Below are 14,672 nucleotides of genomic sequence, written 5' to 3' on the forward strand. Positions count from 1 at the left end.
CCCCTGCTCAGGGCGCGGGTGGTTCTTCCGGCCGGTCCGTGGTGCGGCGCGCATGGTAGGCGTCGTGGACGATCGCCCAGGCGTCCGCGACGGGACCCACGTGGCCGAGCTTGTCGGGGTTGACCACGGTGCGGATCGTCTGGACCTGGCCGTCGAGGATGTCGAGGGTCCAGGTGTTGATGACCCGGCCGTCGCGGTCGCGGAAGATCGCGCCCGGCTGGCCGTTCACCTCGTGCGGCTCGACGACGCCGCCGATGCGGACGAACGGCGGCAGGAGGGTGGCGAGCGCCCGGGCGACGTTGTCCGCGCCGAGGATGCCTCTGCCCCACTGCGGCGCCTTGCCGCCACTGTCGCTGACCAGGTGGACGTCGGCGGCCAGCAGCTCCCGCAGCGCGTCGACGTCACCGTCCCGGAAGGCGTCGAGGAATCGCCCGGCGAGCCTCTCCCGTTCGATCCGGTCGGCCTGGAACCGGGGCCGGCCCTCGTCCATGTGGCGGCGGGCCCGTACCGCCAGCTGGCGGCAGGCGGCCTCCGAACGCCCCACGGCGGAGGCGATCTCGGGGAACCCGAACCCGAACACCTCCCGCAGCACGAAGACGGCGCGTTCGAGCGGGCTGAGCCGCTCCAGCAGCAACAGGGCCGCCATCGACAGCGAGTCGGCCAGCTCCGCCGACCGCGCCGGGTCCTCGTAGGGGTCGCTCAGCAGCGGCTCGGGGAACCACGGCCCGGGGTACTCCTCCCGCCGGAGGCGCGCCGAACGCAGCACATCGATCGAGATCCGGGTCACCACGGCGGACAGGTACGCCTTGGTCGAGGCCGGCCGGGCGGCGGCGGCCTCGTGGCGCAGCCAGGCCTCCTGGACCGCGTCCTCGGCCTCGCTCACGCTGCCCAGGATCCGGTAGGCGATCGAGAACAGCAGCGGCCGCAGGTCTTCGAACTCCTCCTCGCGGGTCACGCCAGCTCCTCCTTGAAACCCTGCCGCCACGACGGGTACCGCGGCTCCCAGCCGAGCTCGGCCCTGGCCTTGGCGTTGGAGAAGGCCCGCCCCTGCGTCATCATCACCACCGCCTGCTCTCCGGCCAGCAGCCGGGCCAGCCACGTGGGGACCCGTCTCGGCGGCTTGGCGCCCGCGCACGCGGCCAGGTGGGGCAGCCACTCACTCGCCGGGGCCGGTTCGTCGTCGACGATGTTGAACACGCCTTGCACCTTCTGCTCCACGGCCAGGACGGTGGCGCTCGCCGCGTCGTCGAGATGCACCCACGAGCTGTAGCCGCCGGCGCGGCCGACGAGCGGGTACTGCCGCTTGCGCACCAGCTCGACCTGGTCGTCGATGGCGCCCGGTCCGTAGAAGGCGCCGTACCGCAGGACCGCGCCGCCGGCCTTGAGGACGGAGTCCTCCACGTGGCGTATCGCCTCCATGCCCACCTGCGCCGCCGTCCCCTCCAGCAGGTCCAGCGGGTCCTCCTCGGTCTTCACCCATCCGCCCTCACGGATCCCGTTCCAGCTCGCGTAGCCCTGCGCGACGAAGTGCGACACGCCGGTCGCCTGGGCCGCGGCCAGCAGGTGGTCGGTCCCCTCGGTCCGTAGCCGGTTGGTGGCGGCGAACCACCGATCCGGGTGCTTGATGTCGGGCTTGCCCGCGTGCGTCATGGAGATCGCGGTCATCTGGTGCACGATCGCCTCCGGCCGGGCCCCGGCCACCGCCTCGCCGACCGAGGCCGCGTCCAGCCCGTCCATCACGACCCCGTCCGCGCCCAGCCGTACCAGCAGGTCCAGCTTGGCCGCGCTCGTCGTCGTGGCCGTCACCTGGTGGCCACGAGCCACCAGCTGGGGCACCAACCTCCGCCCCAGAACCCCGGTCCCACCCGCCACGAAAACCCGCATGATCGTCACCTTCCCGACGCAGAAGTCTGTCTCTGTGACCCGAGACGAGACAGCCCCGCCGACCTGTGACATGGGCAGCGAAGATCGTCGGCCGTTCGGAGCCAGACGGTGCCGAGCCAGACGGCCGCCGCGGCCGCGACCAGAAGGACGATGTTGAGCGGAACGCCGCGGAACTCGAAGGCGACGGCCTGGTCTCCCGGACGGTGTACGCCGAGGTGCCGCCACGGGTCGAGTACGCGCCGGCTGGGCCATCGAGCACGTCCCGCACATCGAGGCCGGCCGCGCGGCCCACCAGTCCCGGAACCGATGACCCTGACTTTCCGGGGCGTCGATGGTGACAGCGGTCACGGTGACTGAGCGGTAACTCAGGTCTAGTCTCGGCGCGTGGACATCGTCTTCGAGCGGCGGGGTGACGGCCCGCCGCTGCTCCTCATGCACGGGATCGGCCACCGCTGGCAGGCGTGGGAGCCGGTCATGGACCGCCTCGCCAAAGAACGCGAGGTCATCGCCGTGGACCTGCCCGGTTTCGGCGCCTCCCCTCCCCTGCCGCCCGAGATGCCGTACGGCCTGGACACGATGGTCACGGTGCTCGGCGAGTTCATCGACAAGCTCGGCCTGGACCGCCCGCACCTGGCCGGCAACTCCCTCGGCGGCCTGTTCGCGCTCGAGGCCGCCGACCGCGGCCTGGCCCGGTCGGTCACCGCGCTGTCCCCGGCGGGCTTCTTCACACCGATGGAACTGCGGTACGTCGCGGCCGTGCTGCGGGCCTGCCGCCTCGGCGCCGGCGTGCCAGAGCCGCTCATGCGCCGGCTGGCCCGCTCGCCGCGGCTCCGCAACCTGATGTTCGGCATGATCTACGGCCGGCCGGACCTGATCGACGTCGAAACGCTGATCGCCGACGCGGCCGCGCTGCACGGCGCCGTCGGGTTCGTGCCGACTCTGCGGGCCGGCCGGGGCGCCCGGTTCCAGGGCGCGTTGCGCGACGTCCCGGCGACGATCGCCTGGGGCACCCGCGACCGGCTCCTGCGCAGCGGCCAGGCCGTACGGGCACAGCAGAACCTGCCGCACGTGCGGTTCGTGTGGCTGCGCGGCTGCGGGCACGTGCCGATGGGCGACGACCCGGACCAGGTGACCAAGGTCCTGCTGGAGGGAAGCGCGGCCGCATAGCTTTGCGTTTCCCGCGGCCGGCGGGTAACGATGAAGGTGTGGTGTACGCGCGGCCGCCCGCCGGGCGGCCGCACACCGAGCTTCCGCTGCGGGCGCGCCTGTTCGCCCGATTGGCTGGCGGCTTTGGAGCACCCGCGGGGTGCGGGCCGTTCAGCGCGACAACATAGGCCTGGGCCCGCAGCGGGTGCTCATCTTCCCCGATCCTCGGTGCGTGAGGCCAGCGCTCCGGGCAGCCCGGTCTTCACGCCTCCGGACCCGACCGCGACGTAGGTGATGCGTCCCTCCGCGACCGGCCCGCCGGGGTCGCGTACGGTGAACGCCATGGTCAGCGACGTACGGCCGGTCCGTTCGGGCCCGGCCTCGACGGTCAGCGGGTCGCCCAGGCGGGCGGGACGGCGATGGTCGCAGGCGCTGGAGACGATCACCATGTCGACGCCCTCGGCCCGCAGGCGCGCGTAACCGCCGGCGTGCTCGTCCAGCCAGTCGAGGAAGGCGTCCTCGAAGAACTCGTGGTACCGACCGGCGTACACCATGCCCTGCGCGTCACAGTGCCGCGGCCGCACGCGGAACGCCGAGACGCTCGACGCGCGTGACCCGGTCTCCGGAGATGACGGGGTACGGCCGGATCCGGCCGCCGTGGCGTCGCCCGGCGTGCCGGTCGGGGAGGCCACGTCGTACCCGGCGGCCAGCGTCGCGCGACTCATCGCGCTGGTTGCCGGGGCCGCCTCGGCGCCGACGGGTGTGGCCGGTACGTCCGCCCGGCGTTCGGCCGGGTCCGCCCATACCGCGTCGAACGTCTCCGGGTCGAGCGGCAGCAGCCGGCACTCGGCGACCCTGCCGCCGCTCAGCCGGTACAGCCCGACCGTCGACCAGGCGACCTGCCGCCCGCCGAGCACCGCCTCGCCGTCGGTGAGCGAAGCCACCCACGCCCCGTGGCCCGTGAGCAGGTCGCGGGGGCGCATCCGGAAGGTGCGCCCGGCGAGGTCACGACGTCCGGCGAAGTAGGCGAGCACGGCCTCGATGCCCTCGTAGTGCCCGGCGATCGCGTTGTCGCCGGGCACGTGCCAGGAGATCTCCGGGCTGAGCACCTCGCGTAGCGCGGCGTCCCCGCCACCGCCGTAGAAGTCGTTCTGCGCCGCGTGCAACCGCGCCAGCAGCGCCGCCGCCTCACTTTCGCCCACGGGTCCGCCTCCGTCCTCCGCCCGGGTGCTGCGCGGCGACCTTCGGCAACAAGCGCGGCGCCCGGCCACCGGTAGCCTGCCAAACTCATGCCCTCGGCCGCCAACCTCCCTGGTCCGGTGGGACGTCACGTTCGCGGAGCGCCCCTGACGGGTCCTCGGCTCCGACCGGTTCAGGCCCTCGACCACACGGACGTCCCCGCCGCAGGAGACCCGCGCTCGCAGCCGCCGGCGCTTGCGCTGCAACTTTTATCAACACTGGCATTACACATTCTGTAATATTGCTCTGCTGCGTCAAATGGCTTACCCGCTCGTGCACCTCACCGCGAGGCAAGTAACAATAGGCATGCATCGCGGAAAGGGGCGGCAAAAATGTTCGGCAGGTCGATCTATGTTCCGGACAACCCCGCGTGGGTCGGCGGGTCACCACAGTCCATCAACGAGCAGTTGTGGGCACAGGGCCGGCGCCGGCGCCTGCAGATCCGCGGTGGCATGGCCGCCGCGGGCCTCATTGTCGGCACCTGGCTGTTCTCCCTGCCCTGGGGCCTGCTGGCCGCGCTCGTGGTCGCGGCCGCGGACACCTTGTGGCACTGGCGGGAACGCGCGTCCTCCAGCGTGTGGCGCAAGGGGATGCGCGGCGAGCGCCGCACGGCACGGATCCTGCGGACGCTCGTCGAATGGCGTGGCTTCCACGTGCTGCACGGCCGGAACATCCCCGGTCGCGGGCAGATCGACCATCTGGTCGTCGGCGGCACCGGCGTCATGCTCATCCAGAACGAGGCGGTGCCTCCGGACACGCAATTGGCCGAATACCGCGGGAAGCTGTATATCGATGAGCGGTCCGGAGCCAAGGTCGCCACGGAATTGCGCGAAACCGCCGAGGAGGCGGCCGAAATGCTGCGCGAACGGCTCGGCCGCGAGGTTCCCGTCGAGCCGGTGAAGGTCGTCTACGGCGGCGATCTGCAGCGCGGCCTGGTCAGCGCCGAGGGCGTCACGTTGCTGCGCGCGCACCGCCTGCCTCGATGGCTGCGGAACCGGCGCGTCCGCTACACCCCCGAGCAGATCACCGAGATCTACGAGGCCGCGAGCACGCTGCCGATCAGCCGGCAGGCCCTGTTCGTACGCTGACGCCCGTACGTCCCGCGGTGGCCGATCCGGGGCCGGTCACCGAGGTGATGCGCCGCCCTGTCGTTCCGGCGGCAGGGCCTGCGCCCGGTCCCGCGACCTGGCGGGGCCGGCGTGGTCCGTGCCGGCCGGCCGCCGTACGGCTCCGGCCGGTGCGGGCACGCGGGGATGGAAGAGCCAGTCCAGCCGGGGCTCGACCGCCCACCGGAACACCCCGCGTACGGTGCCGCTGGCCAGCGCCACGGCCAGGGCCCCGCAGCCGACGGTCACCAGCACGAGCTCCGCTCCGGAGACCCGGTAGTACCAGCCCTGGTAGGACAGGAACAGGGTGACGAAGCCGTGAAGCAGGTAGACGTACATGCTGGCGGACCCGAAGCGGGTGAACCACGTGCGGCGGCCCGGCACGACGGCGAGGAAACCCACCGTCAGCGCGACCGCCGAGGCCAGCGCGAGCAGCCGGAACCCCACGCCCGCGGGCGCGCCGACGCCGAGCTGGCCGAAGCTGCGCCGCCAGTGCACCCATTCGGGGTCCACGGTCAGCGCCGCGGCGTAGGCGGCCACCCCGCCGAGCACCAGCAGCACCGCACCGGCGACGCGCATCGTACGGCGCCGCAGGAACGCGAAGTGGTGCGGCCGCAGAGTGAGCCCGACCACGAAGAACGGCAGGAACGACAGCACCTGCGCGGCGTTGAGCATGCTCGGCAGCGTGATGAAGCCCGCGAGCATCGAGATCACCAGGGCGGCCGTGATGGGGTAGCGGAGTTGCTGCCACAGCGGGGTCGACAGCCGCCACAGCAACAGCGCGGGCATGAACCAGGTCAGGTAGTACGGTTCGAGCGGGTCCCAGCCGACGTGGTTGCCCGCGAGCAGGCCGGCCCACAGCGGATACGCCACGCTGAAGATCACATACGGGACGACGATCGCGGCGACGAGCTTGCGCGTGCGGTCGCGTCCGGCGGTGAACCCGCGGGAGAAGTATCCGCACATGACGATGAAGACCGGCAGGTGGAAGGCGTAGACGAATGTCTGGGCCGCCTCGAGCACCCGACCGCCGACGTTCGCGGCCCGCAGCGGCTCCCAGGCGTGGCCGATCACCACGAGCACGACCGCGAGGAACTTGGCGTTGTCGAAGTAGGGGTCACGGACGGCCGCACGCGAGCGTGCGGGCGGGGTGGTGCTGACCGAGGCGACGGTGGTCAAAACGGAGAACCCTGCGCTCGACAACGGGTGACCGGGTCAGTCAACACGAAGATCCTGAACACCACCTCAACGCGGCGGGGCGGGCCGGCGAACCACGGCGCGCTCACACCGCACCGCCGTCCGGGCCCAGGCCCGACTCGCGCAGGGTCAGGTTGAGGCGGCCGCGCAGCCCCAGGAAGGGCGGGGCCGTGCCGGGCAGGGTCTTGGGCACGCCGTGGTAGGCCAGCCGGGACTCGCCGCCGAACACGAACAGGTCACCGGACTCCAGCTGGACGTCGCTCCAGGGCCGCCCCCGGTCGCGGGTGTTGCCGAAACGGAACACGCAGGTGTCGCCGATGCTGAGCGAGACGACCGGCGCGAGGCTGCGTTCGTCCTTGTCCTGGTGCTGGCCCATGCGGGCCTCGGCGTCGTAGAAGTTGACCAGCGCGATGTCGGGCCGGTAACCGCCGTCGTGACCGTACGCGGTGGCGACGGCGCGCCGGCCGAGGTCGGCGAGCCAGGCCGGGAACGGCTTGACCGGAGCGCCGTCGTCGGCCGTGCGCTGGTAGCGGTAGGGCACCCAGTGCCAGCCGAGGCAGACGGTGCGCACCGACATCACGCCGCCGCCCGGCAGGCGGGTCTGTCGCATCCCCGCCGGGGAACGGGCCCACTCGCGGCAGGCGTCGAGCAGTCGCCGCTGCTCGTCGGCGGTCAGCCAGCCCGGGACGTGCACCGCCCCGGGCGCCACCTCCGCCCGCGGCCGCGGGATCAGCGCCGTCACGCCCCTGACCTCCTCCTATGCCGGCTCCTCTGTCGGCCCGTGCCGGCTTCCGCACGCCACGGTATGTGATGGCCGGACGGCACGCGCCCCGGGAATTCGGCCTCTCAGGAACAAGCGGACCCGGGTCGCCTACGGAAGGGCGCCCGGGTCACCTGTGACGGCGAAGCGGTCAGTCTCCGGTGTTGGTGGCCCAGACCGGCTGCCTGTTGCTGTTGTAGATGACGACGTTGCCGTCGTCCTGCACCGCGAGGTAGGCGCCCCTGTGCCAGGTGTTCGACGCCCAGACCGGCCTGCCGCCGCTGGCGTAGACCACGAAGTTGCCGTCCTCCTGGAAGACCGCGGAGACGCCGTTGCCCCAGGCGTTCGGCGCCTGCCAGACCGGCCTGCCGTCCTTGTAGAGCACGAAGTTGCCGTCCTCCTGCAACCGCAGGATGGCCCGGCCGTTGCCCGAGGTCAGCGCCTCGTTGCGGTACAGCGTGACCGTGGGCCGGAAGATCGCGTCAGCCCGCTGGTGCGCGCCGTGCCGGTTGGTGGGCGTGGCCGTGATCGCCTGAGCGGTACCGGCGGCCGCCGCGCCCGCGAAGGCCAATCCGGCGGCCACGGCCGTGACGCAGAGTGAGCTGCGAAGTTTGGACATTGATATCTCCTTTAGTCCGTTGTGCCCGAGACTTGACCTCGATGGTGACGATTTGAATACAAGCAAATACGGAGAGTGATGTCCACGACCGTGCAGGGCGGCCCGCGAGGAAGATCGGAACGGCCGGTGGCGACTTTCTGGACGGTATCGCCGCAGGTCGCCGACGTGTCCTCGTTTCCGGACGGCGGGAGGCCGGGTCACGGTGGGACGCAGCGGGTGTCGACGTCGAGCGGCACTCGGTGGCCGAGCGAGTCGCTCTCGCCGAGACCGCGGCGGGCTGGATCGCCCGGTCGCGGCAGGAGGCCGCCGACCGGGGCGCCGTCTGGGTCTCTGACCGCTACGCGGACTGCCACCTGGCCGTCGACGCGGTCTCGCGAACCCCGGATCCGGCGAGGTTGCTCCAGGTCCTCGCCGACCTGTACCTGGCGCGCCCGACGGTGACGGTCTGGCTGGACCTCGACCCGCGGATCGCCCGGGAACGGATCCTGCGCCGCGGTCATGACGAGGAGTCCCTCGAGTACCTCGTCTCGCTGCGGGACGCCTACCTGGCCCTGGACGCGGCCACCGGATACGTCCACATCCCCGCGGACCGGCCCCTTGAGGAGGTCCACGAGCGGGTGTGGTCGGTGTTCGCATCGGTCTCAGCGTCTGGGCCGCCGGCATGACCGCCGGGACGCGCCGCCGAAGGACGTGGCGACGCGAGCGACACTGAGCTGGAGCTTTATGATCTTCAAGATCAACATCGATAAAATTATGTTCGCCGCGTTGAGAGCTTAAGAAAATCAAGGTAGAAATGAACTGCGGGCATGTCGCCGAGGGTGAGGGGCCGAGAGTGGACTGGCAGGAACTGACGGACCTGACGCACGGGCGGCCGTTCGTGGTCGAGCGGGTCCGGCTGGCCGACAGCGGCGTCGTGGTCGAGGGCCGGTTCGAGCCGCCGCAGCTGGCTCAGCTCAGTGTCGACGACCAGGTGTTCGTCGCCGCGTTCCTGCGGTCGCACGGTTCGATCAAGGAGATGGGGCGGATCTTCGGGGTGAGCTACCCGACCATCAAGTCCCGGCTGAACCGGATCGCCGAGCACCTCGACTTCGTCGACGTCGACCCGGAGCCCACCGGCGCCGACGTCGTCGACCGCCTGCGGCGGGGGGAGATCAGCGTCCAGGAGGCGCTGGCCGAGCTGGAGAAATCCTGATGATCCCGCAGCTGGTGACGGTCCGTCATCGCCGTCGCAACGGCCGGTCGCTGCGGCTGTACGTCCCTGTCGTGCCGGTACTCCTGGTGCTTTCACCGCTGTTGCTGCTCGGCGTGCTGGCCGGACTGGTCGCATGCCTCGTCTTCCGGGTGAGCCCGACGGGCGCGCTGCGCGGCACCGGGCGGCTGCTGTGGGCGCTGCCCGGCACTCGGATCGAGATCGAGCAGGGCCGGACGGCCGTGCTGGTAAGCGTCAGATGAGTCAGAGGAAAGAAACAGCGATGAACGAGCAGCGCCGCCAGATCCTGCAGATGCTGGCCGAGGGCAAGATCACCGCGGACGAGGCCGAACGGCTGATCGACGCCCTCGAACGGGCACGGCCCGAGTCGCCGCCGGCGGCCGAGTCCCACCCACGCCGCCGGCCCAAGTACCTGCGCGTGGTGGTGAACGCGGCGGACCACCCCGGCGCCGAGCCGACCCGGATCAACATCCGGGTCCCGCTCCAGCTGCTGCGCGCCGGGGTCCGGCTCGCGAGCCTCATCCCTCCGCCGGCGCTCGCTAGGGTCAACGCGGAGCTGGACAGGTCCGGGGTGCCGATCGACCTCACCGAACTCAAGCCGCAACACCTCGAAGAGCTCATCGATCAGCTCGGCGACGTCATCGTCGACGTCGACGAGCCCGACACCAAGGTGCAGGTGTTCTGCGAGTGACACCGCCGCGGCACGGACCACCGAGGAATCACGATGGCCCTGCGTTTCTCCGGCGACACCGCCCTGTTGACGGGCCGAGCCATGCGCCACGTCACCGTCGTTTTCACCCTGGCCCTGACCTGGCTCGCCGTCGTCGCCGGCCTCACCGCCAAGACCCCGGACGGCGCGGGCGCCTTCTCCTACCCGCTCGTCTTCCTGCCGTTCATCAGCTCGACGTTCGTCCCCACCGACACCATGCCCGCGCCGGTGCGCGCCTTCGCCGACAACTGACCCGTGACATCCATCGTCGACACGATCCGCGACCTGTTCGCACAGCAGCCGGTCCGATGGCCGCCTACCGCCGCAGAATCGTCGCCGGCTAGCCGAACAGTCAACGATCACCTCACCGCCGAGGAGGCCGGATGCCGGCAGATCCGCCCAGTTCCCCCGCGCTGCGCGCGTCCGACACGGACCGCGACCGGATCATCGAACTGCTGCACGCCGCCGTCGCCGACGGCCGGCTCGACCCGGTCGAGTTCGACGAGCGGCTGGACGCGGCGCTGGCCGCCCGTACCGTCGACGCGCTGACCCCGCTCATCACCGATCTGATCGCGGTGCCGGGCGGCGGCGCACTCCCTCCGCCGCTCGCCGGGACGCCGGCCGCCGAACTGCTCACCATCCGTGAGAAGCACGGCTCGGTGCGCCGCGACGGCCGGTGGACGCTGCCGCGCCGGCTGGTCCTGCGCACCGCGTGGTGCGACGTGATGCTGGACCTGACCAGCGCGGTGCGCAGCGCGCCCGAGCTGGTCATCGAGCTGCAGGTGCGCGGCGGCAACGTGGAGCTGGTCCTCGCGCCGGGCATGGTGGTGGACGCCAACGAGCTGTCGGTACGGCACAGCGCGCTCGCGATCAGCAGGACCGCGGGCGACGACACGCCGGAGACGCTGTACGTCCGCGTGGTGGGCCGGATGCGGCACGGCCGGCTCGACACCCGCTGGCAGGCGCCGCGCCGGTGACACGGCGGGTGCCGGCCGGGGCCGCAGGCGCGGCGATGGAATATCCACCGGTGGGAAGGGGTTACATTGGTGGTGCCGGTGTGGCATGTGTCCCCGGGCCGCACCTATCGCCTTCGCGGAATACCGTCCGGTCTCGGCCGGAGCAGGAGCCGCGTTGTGCCTTCGCCGCGAGGCGACCACCACACCGGCCCAGACGTGCCGCCCCCGCCGGATCCAGATCCGGCGGGGGCGGTTCACGTTTGTCAGGTGGGAAGCGTCACGAACGCCGCTCCGACCAATGCGGCGATCACGAGCACCGCGATCACGATCGCCGCGATGGCGCGAATACGCCGGCGCCTGCGCAGGCGCCCGAAGTTCGCCAGGCGGCCCGCCAGCGCCGGGTCTTCCTGGCCGAGTTGAGATGCGATCTCTGTGAGGATCCGCTCCTCCTCCATCGAGAGCGCCATGCCGCACCTCCAGGGGGTCTTACATTTCCTCGAATCATCCCCCCTTTACCTCCGGGGGGAAACCTTGAGGAAGGAGTCCGATTACCGTTCGTTCTTCTTCGGCGCGAACCGGTCGCCTCACCCCTTGACACCTCCGGACAGGGCGAAGGCGTTCCCCAGCACCCGCTGGACCAACGTGTACAGCACGACGACGGGCAGGGAGTACAGGATGGAGAACGCGGCGAGCAGGCCGTAGGAGGCCGTGCCGTGCAGGCCGAAGTACTGGTAGATGGCGACCGAGGCGGGCTGTTTGGCGGGGTCGACGAGCAGGATGAACGGCACGAAGAAGTTCCCCCACGTCAACGCGAACGTGAAGGTGAACACCACGGTGGTGCCGGGCAGCATGAGCGGCAGCACGATCCGCAGCAGGGCACGGAACCCCGAGGCGCCGTCGACCCAGGCCGCCTCCTCCAGCGCGATCGGCACCTCGTCCATGAAGTTCTTCATCATCCAGATCGCCATCGGCAGCCCGGTCGCGGTGAGGAACAAGGTGGTGGCCGGGATGGAGTCGAGCAGTTCGAGCTGGACGAACAGCCCGTACACCGGCACGAGGATCGCGGTGATGGGCAGGCCGGTGGCGAACAGCAGGCCGAGCAGGATCGGCCGACCGAACCGCCGGGTGTAGCGCGAGAGCGGGTAGGCGGCCGGCGCGGCGAGCACGAGGGTGAGCACGGCCGCGCCGAGCGACAGCACCAGGCTGTTGGCGAGCGCGTGCAGGTTGTCGCCGGTGAGGACGTCGGCGAAGTTGCGCAGTGTCAGCTGGTGCGGAACGTCGGCCTTCAGCGACGCCTGGTCGGAGACCGAGGCCAGGAACAGCCACCCGAACGGCAGCAGGAACGCGATCGCGACCAGCGCCAGCACCAGGTACGCCACGGCGGCGGCGGCCCGGCGGCGCGGTCCGGTCGTGGACAGGCGCGGGGGCCGGGAGGTGCGCGGGGTCGCGCTCACGGCCGTGGTCATATTTCCTCCCGCATCATCCGCAGGTAGATGACCGAGAACACGCCGCCGACGGCGAGCAGCACGATCGCCAGCGCGGCGCCGTAGCCGAGCTGGTAGAACTTGAACGCGCTCTGGTACATGTAGATCGGCAGGGTCTGGGTCTTGGTGCCGGGCCCGCCGCCGGTCATCACGAAGATCAGCGTGAACACCGCCAGCGTCTGCAGTGTGATCGTCATCAGGTTGGTCATGACGGCGCGGCGCATCAGCGGCAGGGTGATGTGCCGCAGCCGCCGGTACGCCGAGGCGCCGTCCACGGCGGCGGCCTCCAGCAGGTCCTCGGGCACGTTCGACAGCGCGGCGGAGTAGACGAGCATGGAGAAGGCCGTGCCGCGCCAGACGTTGGCGATGATCACCGACAGCAGCGGCATGACGTACAGCCAGCTCTTTCCGTGCAGGCCCACCGCGCGCAGGATCGCGTTGAGGGTGCCGTCGTCGGCCAGGAACGCGTACCAGACGAACCCGGCGACCAGCTCGGGCATCACCCACGCGCCGACCACGATCGCGCCGACGACGGCGCGGGCGATCCGGTGGCGCGACTTCATCAGCAGCGCCAGCGCCATGCCGCCGACGTTCTGCCCGATGACGGCCGAGCCGACCACGAACACGACGGTCAGCCACAGCGACTGGCCGAACGCCGGGTCGGCGAACATCCGCCGGTAGTTGCGCAGGCCGATCAGGTGCGGGGTGCTGGCGGTGGCGCCGGTGAGGGCGACGTCGGTGAAGGAGGCGTAGACGCACCACAGGATCGGGCCGAGGAAGAACAGGGCGATCAGCGCGAACGCGGGAACCAGCGGCAGGATCCGGCCGGCGGCCCGCCGCCCGCGCGCGGCGGGCGAGCGGCGGGCGGCGGGCCGGGTGGACTCGGGCAGGTCCACCGCGACCATCAGGAGGTCCCTTCGACCTTGTCCGGTCCGGCGAGCTGTTTGATCTGGCCGGCCAGGTCATTGACCGCCTTGTCGGGTGCGGACTGGCCGGTGACGACGGCCTCGGTGGCGGCCTGGAGCTGGTTGGAGATCTGGGGGTAGACGCTGTAGGCGGGGCGGTACTGGGTGTACTGGACCAGGCTGGTCCAGAACTGCTGGGTCGGGTTGCCCTTGACGTACTCCGGGTCGCTGGTCACGTCGTTGCGGACCGAGACCTGGGTCCCCTTGATGTAGAAGAACAGGGAGTTCTCCTTGTTCATGGCGAGCTGGACCAGCTTCCACGCCGCGTCGGGGTTCTTGGTGTTCGCGCCGACCGACAGCAGCCAGCCGCCGGAGAGGCTGACCTTGCCGGGCGCCTGGCCGTTCTGGGTGGGCATGGGCGCGGTGCCGAGGGTCTTGGACCAGTCGGGCCAGGCGGAGACGCCGCCGGGGATCCAGCCCTGCGGCAGCCAGGAGCCGTCCAGGGCGATGGCGAGCTTGCCCTGCGGGAGTTCCTGCGCGGCGACGTTGTCGCTCCAGTGCGGGTCCAGCGCCTGCTGCTGGGTCGGGCCGAGCTTCTCGGAGTAGACGGTCTTGAGGAAGTTCATCGCGTCGTTCATGCCGCGGCTGGGCGCGACCCACTTCTTGGTCTGGTCGTCGTACAGCTTGTCGGCGGTGCCGTACAGCAGCATCTCGAAGCCCTGCATGGAGGAGGCCTCACCGACGCCCTTGCCGGCGTAGACGTTGAGCGGGATGACGCCGGGGACCTTGGCCTTGATCTGGCGTGCCGCGGTGAGCAGGTCGTTCCAGTTCTTGGGCTGCCAGTCGGCGGGCAGGCCCGCCTTGGCGAAGATCTTCTTGTTGAACCACAGGCCGCGGGTGTCGGTGCCCATCGGGACGCCGTAGGTGTGACCGTCACCGGCCTTGCCGGCGGCCTTGGACGCGGCGACGAACTGGCTCCAGTCCGGCCAGGAGGCGAGCTTGTCGTCGAGCGGCATGAGGAACCGGGCCTGGGCGTCGGAGTTGACGAAGAAGGTGTCCTCGTAGGCGACGTCGGGCGCGGTGGACTTGGAGCGTCGCATCAGGCCGAGCTTGGTGTAGTAGGAGTTCTCGTCGGCCTCGATCGGGATGAGCTTGAGCTTGACACCGGGGTTCTGCTGCTCGAAGACCGGTTTGATCTTCTTGAACAGCTCGTCGGCGCCGATGAAGTTGCCGAACTTCTGGTAGGCGACCTTGATCGTCTTACCGTCCGAGGATCCGCTGTCGCCGCAGGCGCTCAACCCCGCCGCGACCGTCACCGCCGTCATCACGAGAGCCCATTGCCGCCGCATGCGCAGCACCTCCGCGAATTGCCATTGTGTTGTGGCAAATGTGGAAGGACGGGCGTGTGGCGTCAAGGCCTGACAGAAGAGGTGACAGACACCTTACTGGTTGGTTAC

General features: G+C 70.7%; 18 protein-coding genes. 8 read left to right on the forward strand and 10 right to left on the reverse strand.

Features of this window, described 5'->3' with window-relative positions:
* Positions 1 to 7 precede the first annotated feature (7 nt).
* Together ACQEV1_RS27185 and ACQEV1_RS27190 are read right to left on the reverse strand one after the other, a co-directional pair.
* Complete coding sequence (locus ACQEV1_RS27185) at positions 8 to 955, reverse strand: RNA polymerase sigma-70 factor (protein WP_433397005.1); 948 nt, start codon at positions 953 to 955, stop codon at positions 8 to 10.
* On the reverse strand, positions 952 to 1,884 hold the full coding sequence (locus ACQEV1_RS27190; RefSeq protein ID WP_433397007.1) for an NAD-dependent epimerase/dehydratase family protein: 933 nt from the start codon (positions 1,882 to 1,884) through the stop codon (positions 952 to 954). The genes ACQEV1_RS27185 and ACQEV1_RS27190 overlap by 4 nt, the downstream gene beginning before the upstream one ends.
* 384 nt (positions 1,885 to 2,268) lie before the next feature.
* Here ACQEV1_RS27190 and ACQEV1_RS27195 point away from each other — a divergent pair, with 384 nt between their 5' ends.
* Positions 2,269 to 3,051: an alpha/beta fold hydrolase gene (locus ACQEV1_RS27195; RefSeq protein ID WP_433397009.1), complete on the forward strand. Its 783-nt coding sequence runs from the start codon at positions 2,269 to 2,271 to the stop codon at positions 3,049 to 3,051.
* A 188-nt stretch (positions 3,052 to 3,239) separates the two neighbouring features.
* On the opposite strand, the gene ACQEV1_RS27200 is transcribed toward ACQEV1_RS27195, so the two are convergent.
* Complete coding sequence (locus ACQEV1_RS27200; protein WP_433397011.1) at positions 3,240 to 4,232, reverse strand: hotdog domain-containing protein; 993 nt, start codon at positions 4,230 to 4,232, stop codon at positions 3,240 to 3,242.
* Between the two features lie 369 nt (positions 4,233 to 4,601).
* Here ACQEV1_RS27200 and ACQEV1_RS27205 point away from each other — a divergent pair, with 369 nt between their 5' ends.
* Positions 4,602 to 5,357 carry a nuclease-related domain-containing protein gene (locus ACQEV1_RS27205; RefSeq protein ID WP_285624013.1) on the forward strand — a complete coding sequence of 252 codons (756 nt, stop codon included), beginning with the start codon at positions 4,602 to 4,604 and terminating at the stop codon, positions 5,355 to 5,357.
* A 36-nt stretch (positions 5,358 to 5,393) separates the two neighbouring features.
* Here the strand turns inward: ACQEV1_RS27205 and ACQEV1_RS27210 are convergent, their stop codons facing one another.
* The 3 genes from ACQEV1_RS27210 to ACQEV1_RS27220 all read right to left on the reverse strand — a co-directional run bounded on the left by ACQEV1_RS27210 (position 5,394) and on the right by ACQEV1_RS27220 (position 7,951).
* Positions 5,394 to 6,554, reverse strand: coding sequence for an acyltransferase family protein (locus ACQEV1_RS27210; protein WP_285624010.1), 1,161 nt, complete (start codon positions 6,552 to 6,554; stop codon positions 5,394 to 5,396).
* A gap of 103 nt (positions 6,555 to 6,657) precedes the next feature.
* Complete coding sequence (locus ACQEV1_RS27215) at positions 6,658 to 7,314, reverse strand: alpha-ketoglutarate-dependent dioxygenase AlkB family protein (protein ID WP_285624007.1); 657 nt, start codon at positions 7,312 to 7,314, stop codon at positions 6,658 to 6,660.
* Between the two features lie 169 nt (positions 7,315 to 7,483).
* A complete protein-coding gene (locus tag ACQEV1_RS27220) occupies positions 7,484 to 7,951 on the reverse strand; it encodes a hypothetical protein (RefSeq protein WP_433397014.1) in 468 nt (155 codons plus the stop codon).
* A gap of 239 nt (positions 7,952 to 8,190) precedes the next feature.
* Here ACQEV1_RS27220 and ACQEV1_RS27225 point away from each other — a divergent pair, with 239 nt between their 5' ends.
* The 6 genes from ACQEV1_RS27225 (at position 8,191) to ACQEV1_RS27250 (ending at position 10,847) form a co-directional block, all read left to right on the forward strand.
* A complete protein-coding gene (locus tag ACQEV1_RS27225; RefSeq protein ID WP_433397016.1) occupies positions 8,191 to 8,616 on the forward strand; it encodes a dTMP kinase in 426 nt (141 codons plus the stop codon).
* A 128-nt stretch (positions 8,617 to 8,744) separates the two neighbouring features.
* Positions 8,745 to 9,143 carry a DUF2089 domain-containing protein gene (locus tag ACQEV1_RS27230; RefSeq protein ID WP_433397018.1) on the forward strand — a complete coding sequence of 133 codons (399 nt, stop codon included), beginning with the start codon at positions 8,745 to 8,747 and terminating at the stop codon, positions 9,141 to 9,143.
* Positions 9,143 to 9,403, forward strand: coding sequence for a hypothetical protein (locus ACQEV1_RS27235; protein ID WP_433397020.1), 261 nt, complete (start codon positions 9,143 to 9,145; stop codon positions 9,401 to 9,403). Before ACQEV1_RS27230 ends, ACQEV1_RS27235 begins: the two co-directional genes overlap by 1 nt.
* 20 nt (positions 9,404 to 9,423) lie before the next feature.
* A complete protein-coding gene (locus ACQEV1_RS27240) occupies positions 9,424 to 9,852 on the forward strand; it encodes an SHOCT-like domain-containing protein (RefSeq protein WP_433397022.1) in 429 nt (142 codons plus the stop codon).
* Positions 9,853 to 9,885: 33 nt separating this feature from the next.
* Positions 9,886 to 10,122, forward strand: a complete 237-nt coding sequence (locus ACQEV1_RS27245) for a hypothetical protein (RefSeq protein ID WP_433397024.1) — start codon at positions 9,886 to 9,888, stop codon at positions 10,120 to 10,122.
* A 131-nt stretch (positions 10,123 to 10,253) separates the two neighbouring features.
* On the forward strand, positions 10,254 to 10,847 hold the full coding sequence (locus tag ACQEV1_RS27250) for a DUF1707 SHOCT-like domain-containing protein (protein ID WP_433397026.1): 594 nt from the start codon (positions 10,254 to 10,256) through the stop codon (positions 10,845 to 10,847).
* 242 nt (positions 10,848 to 11,089) lie between these two features.
* Here the strand turns inward: ACQEV1_RS27250 and ACQEV1_RS27255 are convergent, their stop codons facing one another.
* The 4 genes from ACQEV1_RS27255 to ACQEV1_RS27270 form a co-directional block, all read right to left on the reverse strand.
* A complete protein-coding gene (locus tag ACQEV1_RS27255; protein WP_285575903.1) occupies positions 11,090 to 11,293 on the reverse strand; it encodes a DUF3040 domain-containing protein in 204 nt (67 codons plus the stop codon).
* Between the two features lie 117 nt (positions 11,294 to 11,410).
* The gene (locus tag ACQEV1_RS27260) at positions 11,411 to 12,292 is read right to left on the reverse strand and encodes a carbohydrate ABC transporter permease (RefSeq protein WP_285575904.1); all 882 of its coding nucleotides are present in this window, start codon (positions 12,290 to 12,292) and stop codon (positions 11,411 to 11,413) included.
* Entirely contained in the window at positions 12,289 to 13,215 is a 927-nt protein-coding gene (locus tag ACQEV1_RS27265) for a carbohydrate ABC transporter permease (RefSeq protein WP_285623989.1), read from the reverse strand. The genes ACQEV1_RS27260 and ACQEV1_RS27265 overlap by 4 nt, the downstream gene beginning before the upstream one ends.
* Positions 13,215 to 14,564, reverse strand: coding sequence for an extracellular solute-binding protein (locus ACQEV1_RS27270; protein ID WP_285623985.1), 1,350 nt, complete (start codon positions 14,562 to 14,564; stop codon positions 13,215 to 13,217). The genes ACQEV1_RS27265 and ACQEV1_RS27270 overlap by 1 nt, the downstream gene beginning before the upstream one ends.
* Positions 14,565 to 14,672: the final 108 nt, after the last annotated feature.

The sequence above is a fragment of the Actinoallomurus sp. CA-142502 genome (assembly GCF_050936355.1).
GTDB classification, from domain to species: Bacteria; Actinomycetota; Actinomycetes; order Streptosporangiales; family Streptosporangiaceae; genus Actinoallomurus; species Actinoallomurus iriomotensis.

Coding starts and splice junctions, on each gene's coding strand:
- ACQEV1_RS27190 (WP_433397007.1), bottom strand. CDS start 1,884: ATGCGGGTTTTCGTGGCGGGTGGGACCGGGGTTCTGGGGCGGAGGTTG.
- ACQEV1_RS27205 (WP_285624013.1), top strand. CDS start 4,602: ATGTTCGGCAGGTCGATCTATGTTCCGGACAACCCCGCGTGGGTCGGC.
- ACQEV1_RS27220 (WP_433397014.1), bottom strand. CDS start 7,951: ATGTCCAAACTTCGCAGCTCACTCTGCGTCACGGCCGTGGCCGCCGGA.
- ACQEV1_RS27230 (WP_433397018.1), top strand. CDS start 8,745: ATGAACTGCGGGCATGTCGCCGAGGGTGAGGGGCCGAGAGTGGACTGG.
- ACQEV1_RS27235 (WP_433397020.1), top strand. CDS start 9,143: ATGATCCCGCAGCTGGTGACGGTCCGTCATCGCCGTCGCAACGGCCGG.
- ACQEV1_RS27240 (WP_433397022.1), top strand. CDS start 9,424: ATGAACGAGCAGCGCCGCCAGATCCTGCAGATGCTGGCCGAGGGCAAG.
- ACQEV1_RS27245 (WP_433397024.1), top strand. CDS start 9,886: ATGGCCCTGCGTTTCTCCGGCGACACCGCCCTGTTGACGGGCCGAGCC.
- ACQEV1_RS27250 (WP_433397026.1), top strand. CDS start 10,254: ATGCCGGCAGATCCGCCCAGTTCCCCCGCGCTGCGCGCGTCCGACACG.
- ACQEV1_RS27255 (WP_285575903.1), bottom strand. CDS start 11,293: ATGGCGCTCTCGATGGAGGAGGAGCGGATCCTCACAGAGATCGCATCT.
- ACQEV1_RS27260 (WP_285575904.1), bottom strand. CDS start 12,292: ATGACCACGGCCGTGAGCGCGACCCCGCGCACCTCCCGGCCCCCGCGC.
- ACQEV1_RS27265 (WP_285623989.1), bottom strand. CDS start 13,215: ATGGTCGCGGTGGACCTGCCCGAGTCCACCCGGCCCGCCGCCCGCCGC.
- ACQEV1_RS27270 (WP_285623985.1), bottom strand. CDS start 14,564: ATGCGGCGGCAATGGGCTCTCGTGATGACGGCGGTGACGGTCGCGGCG.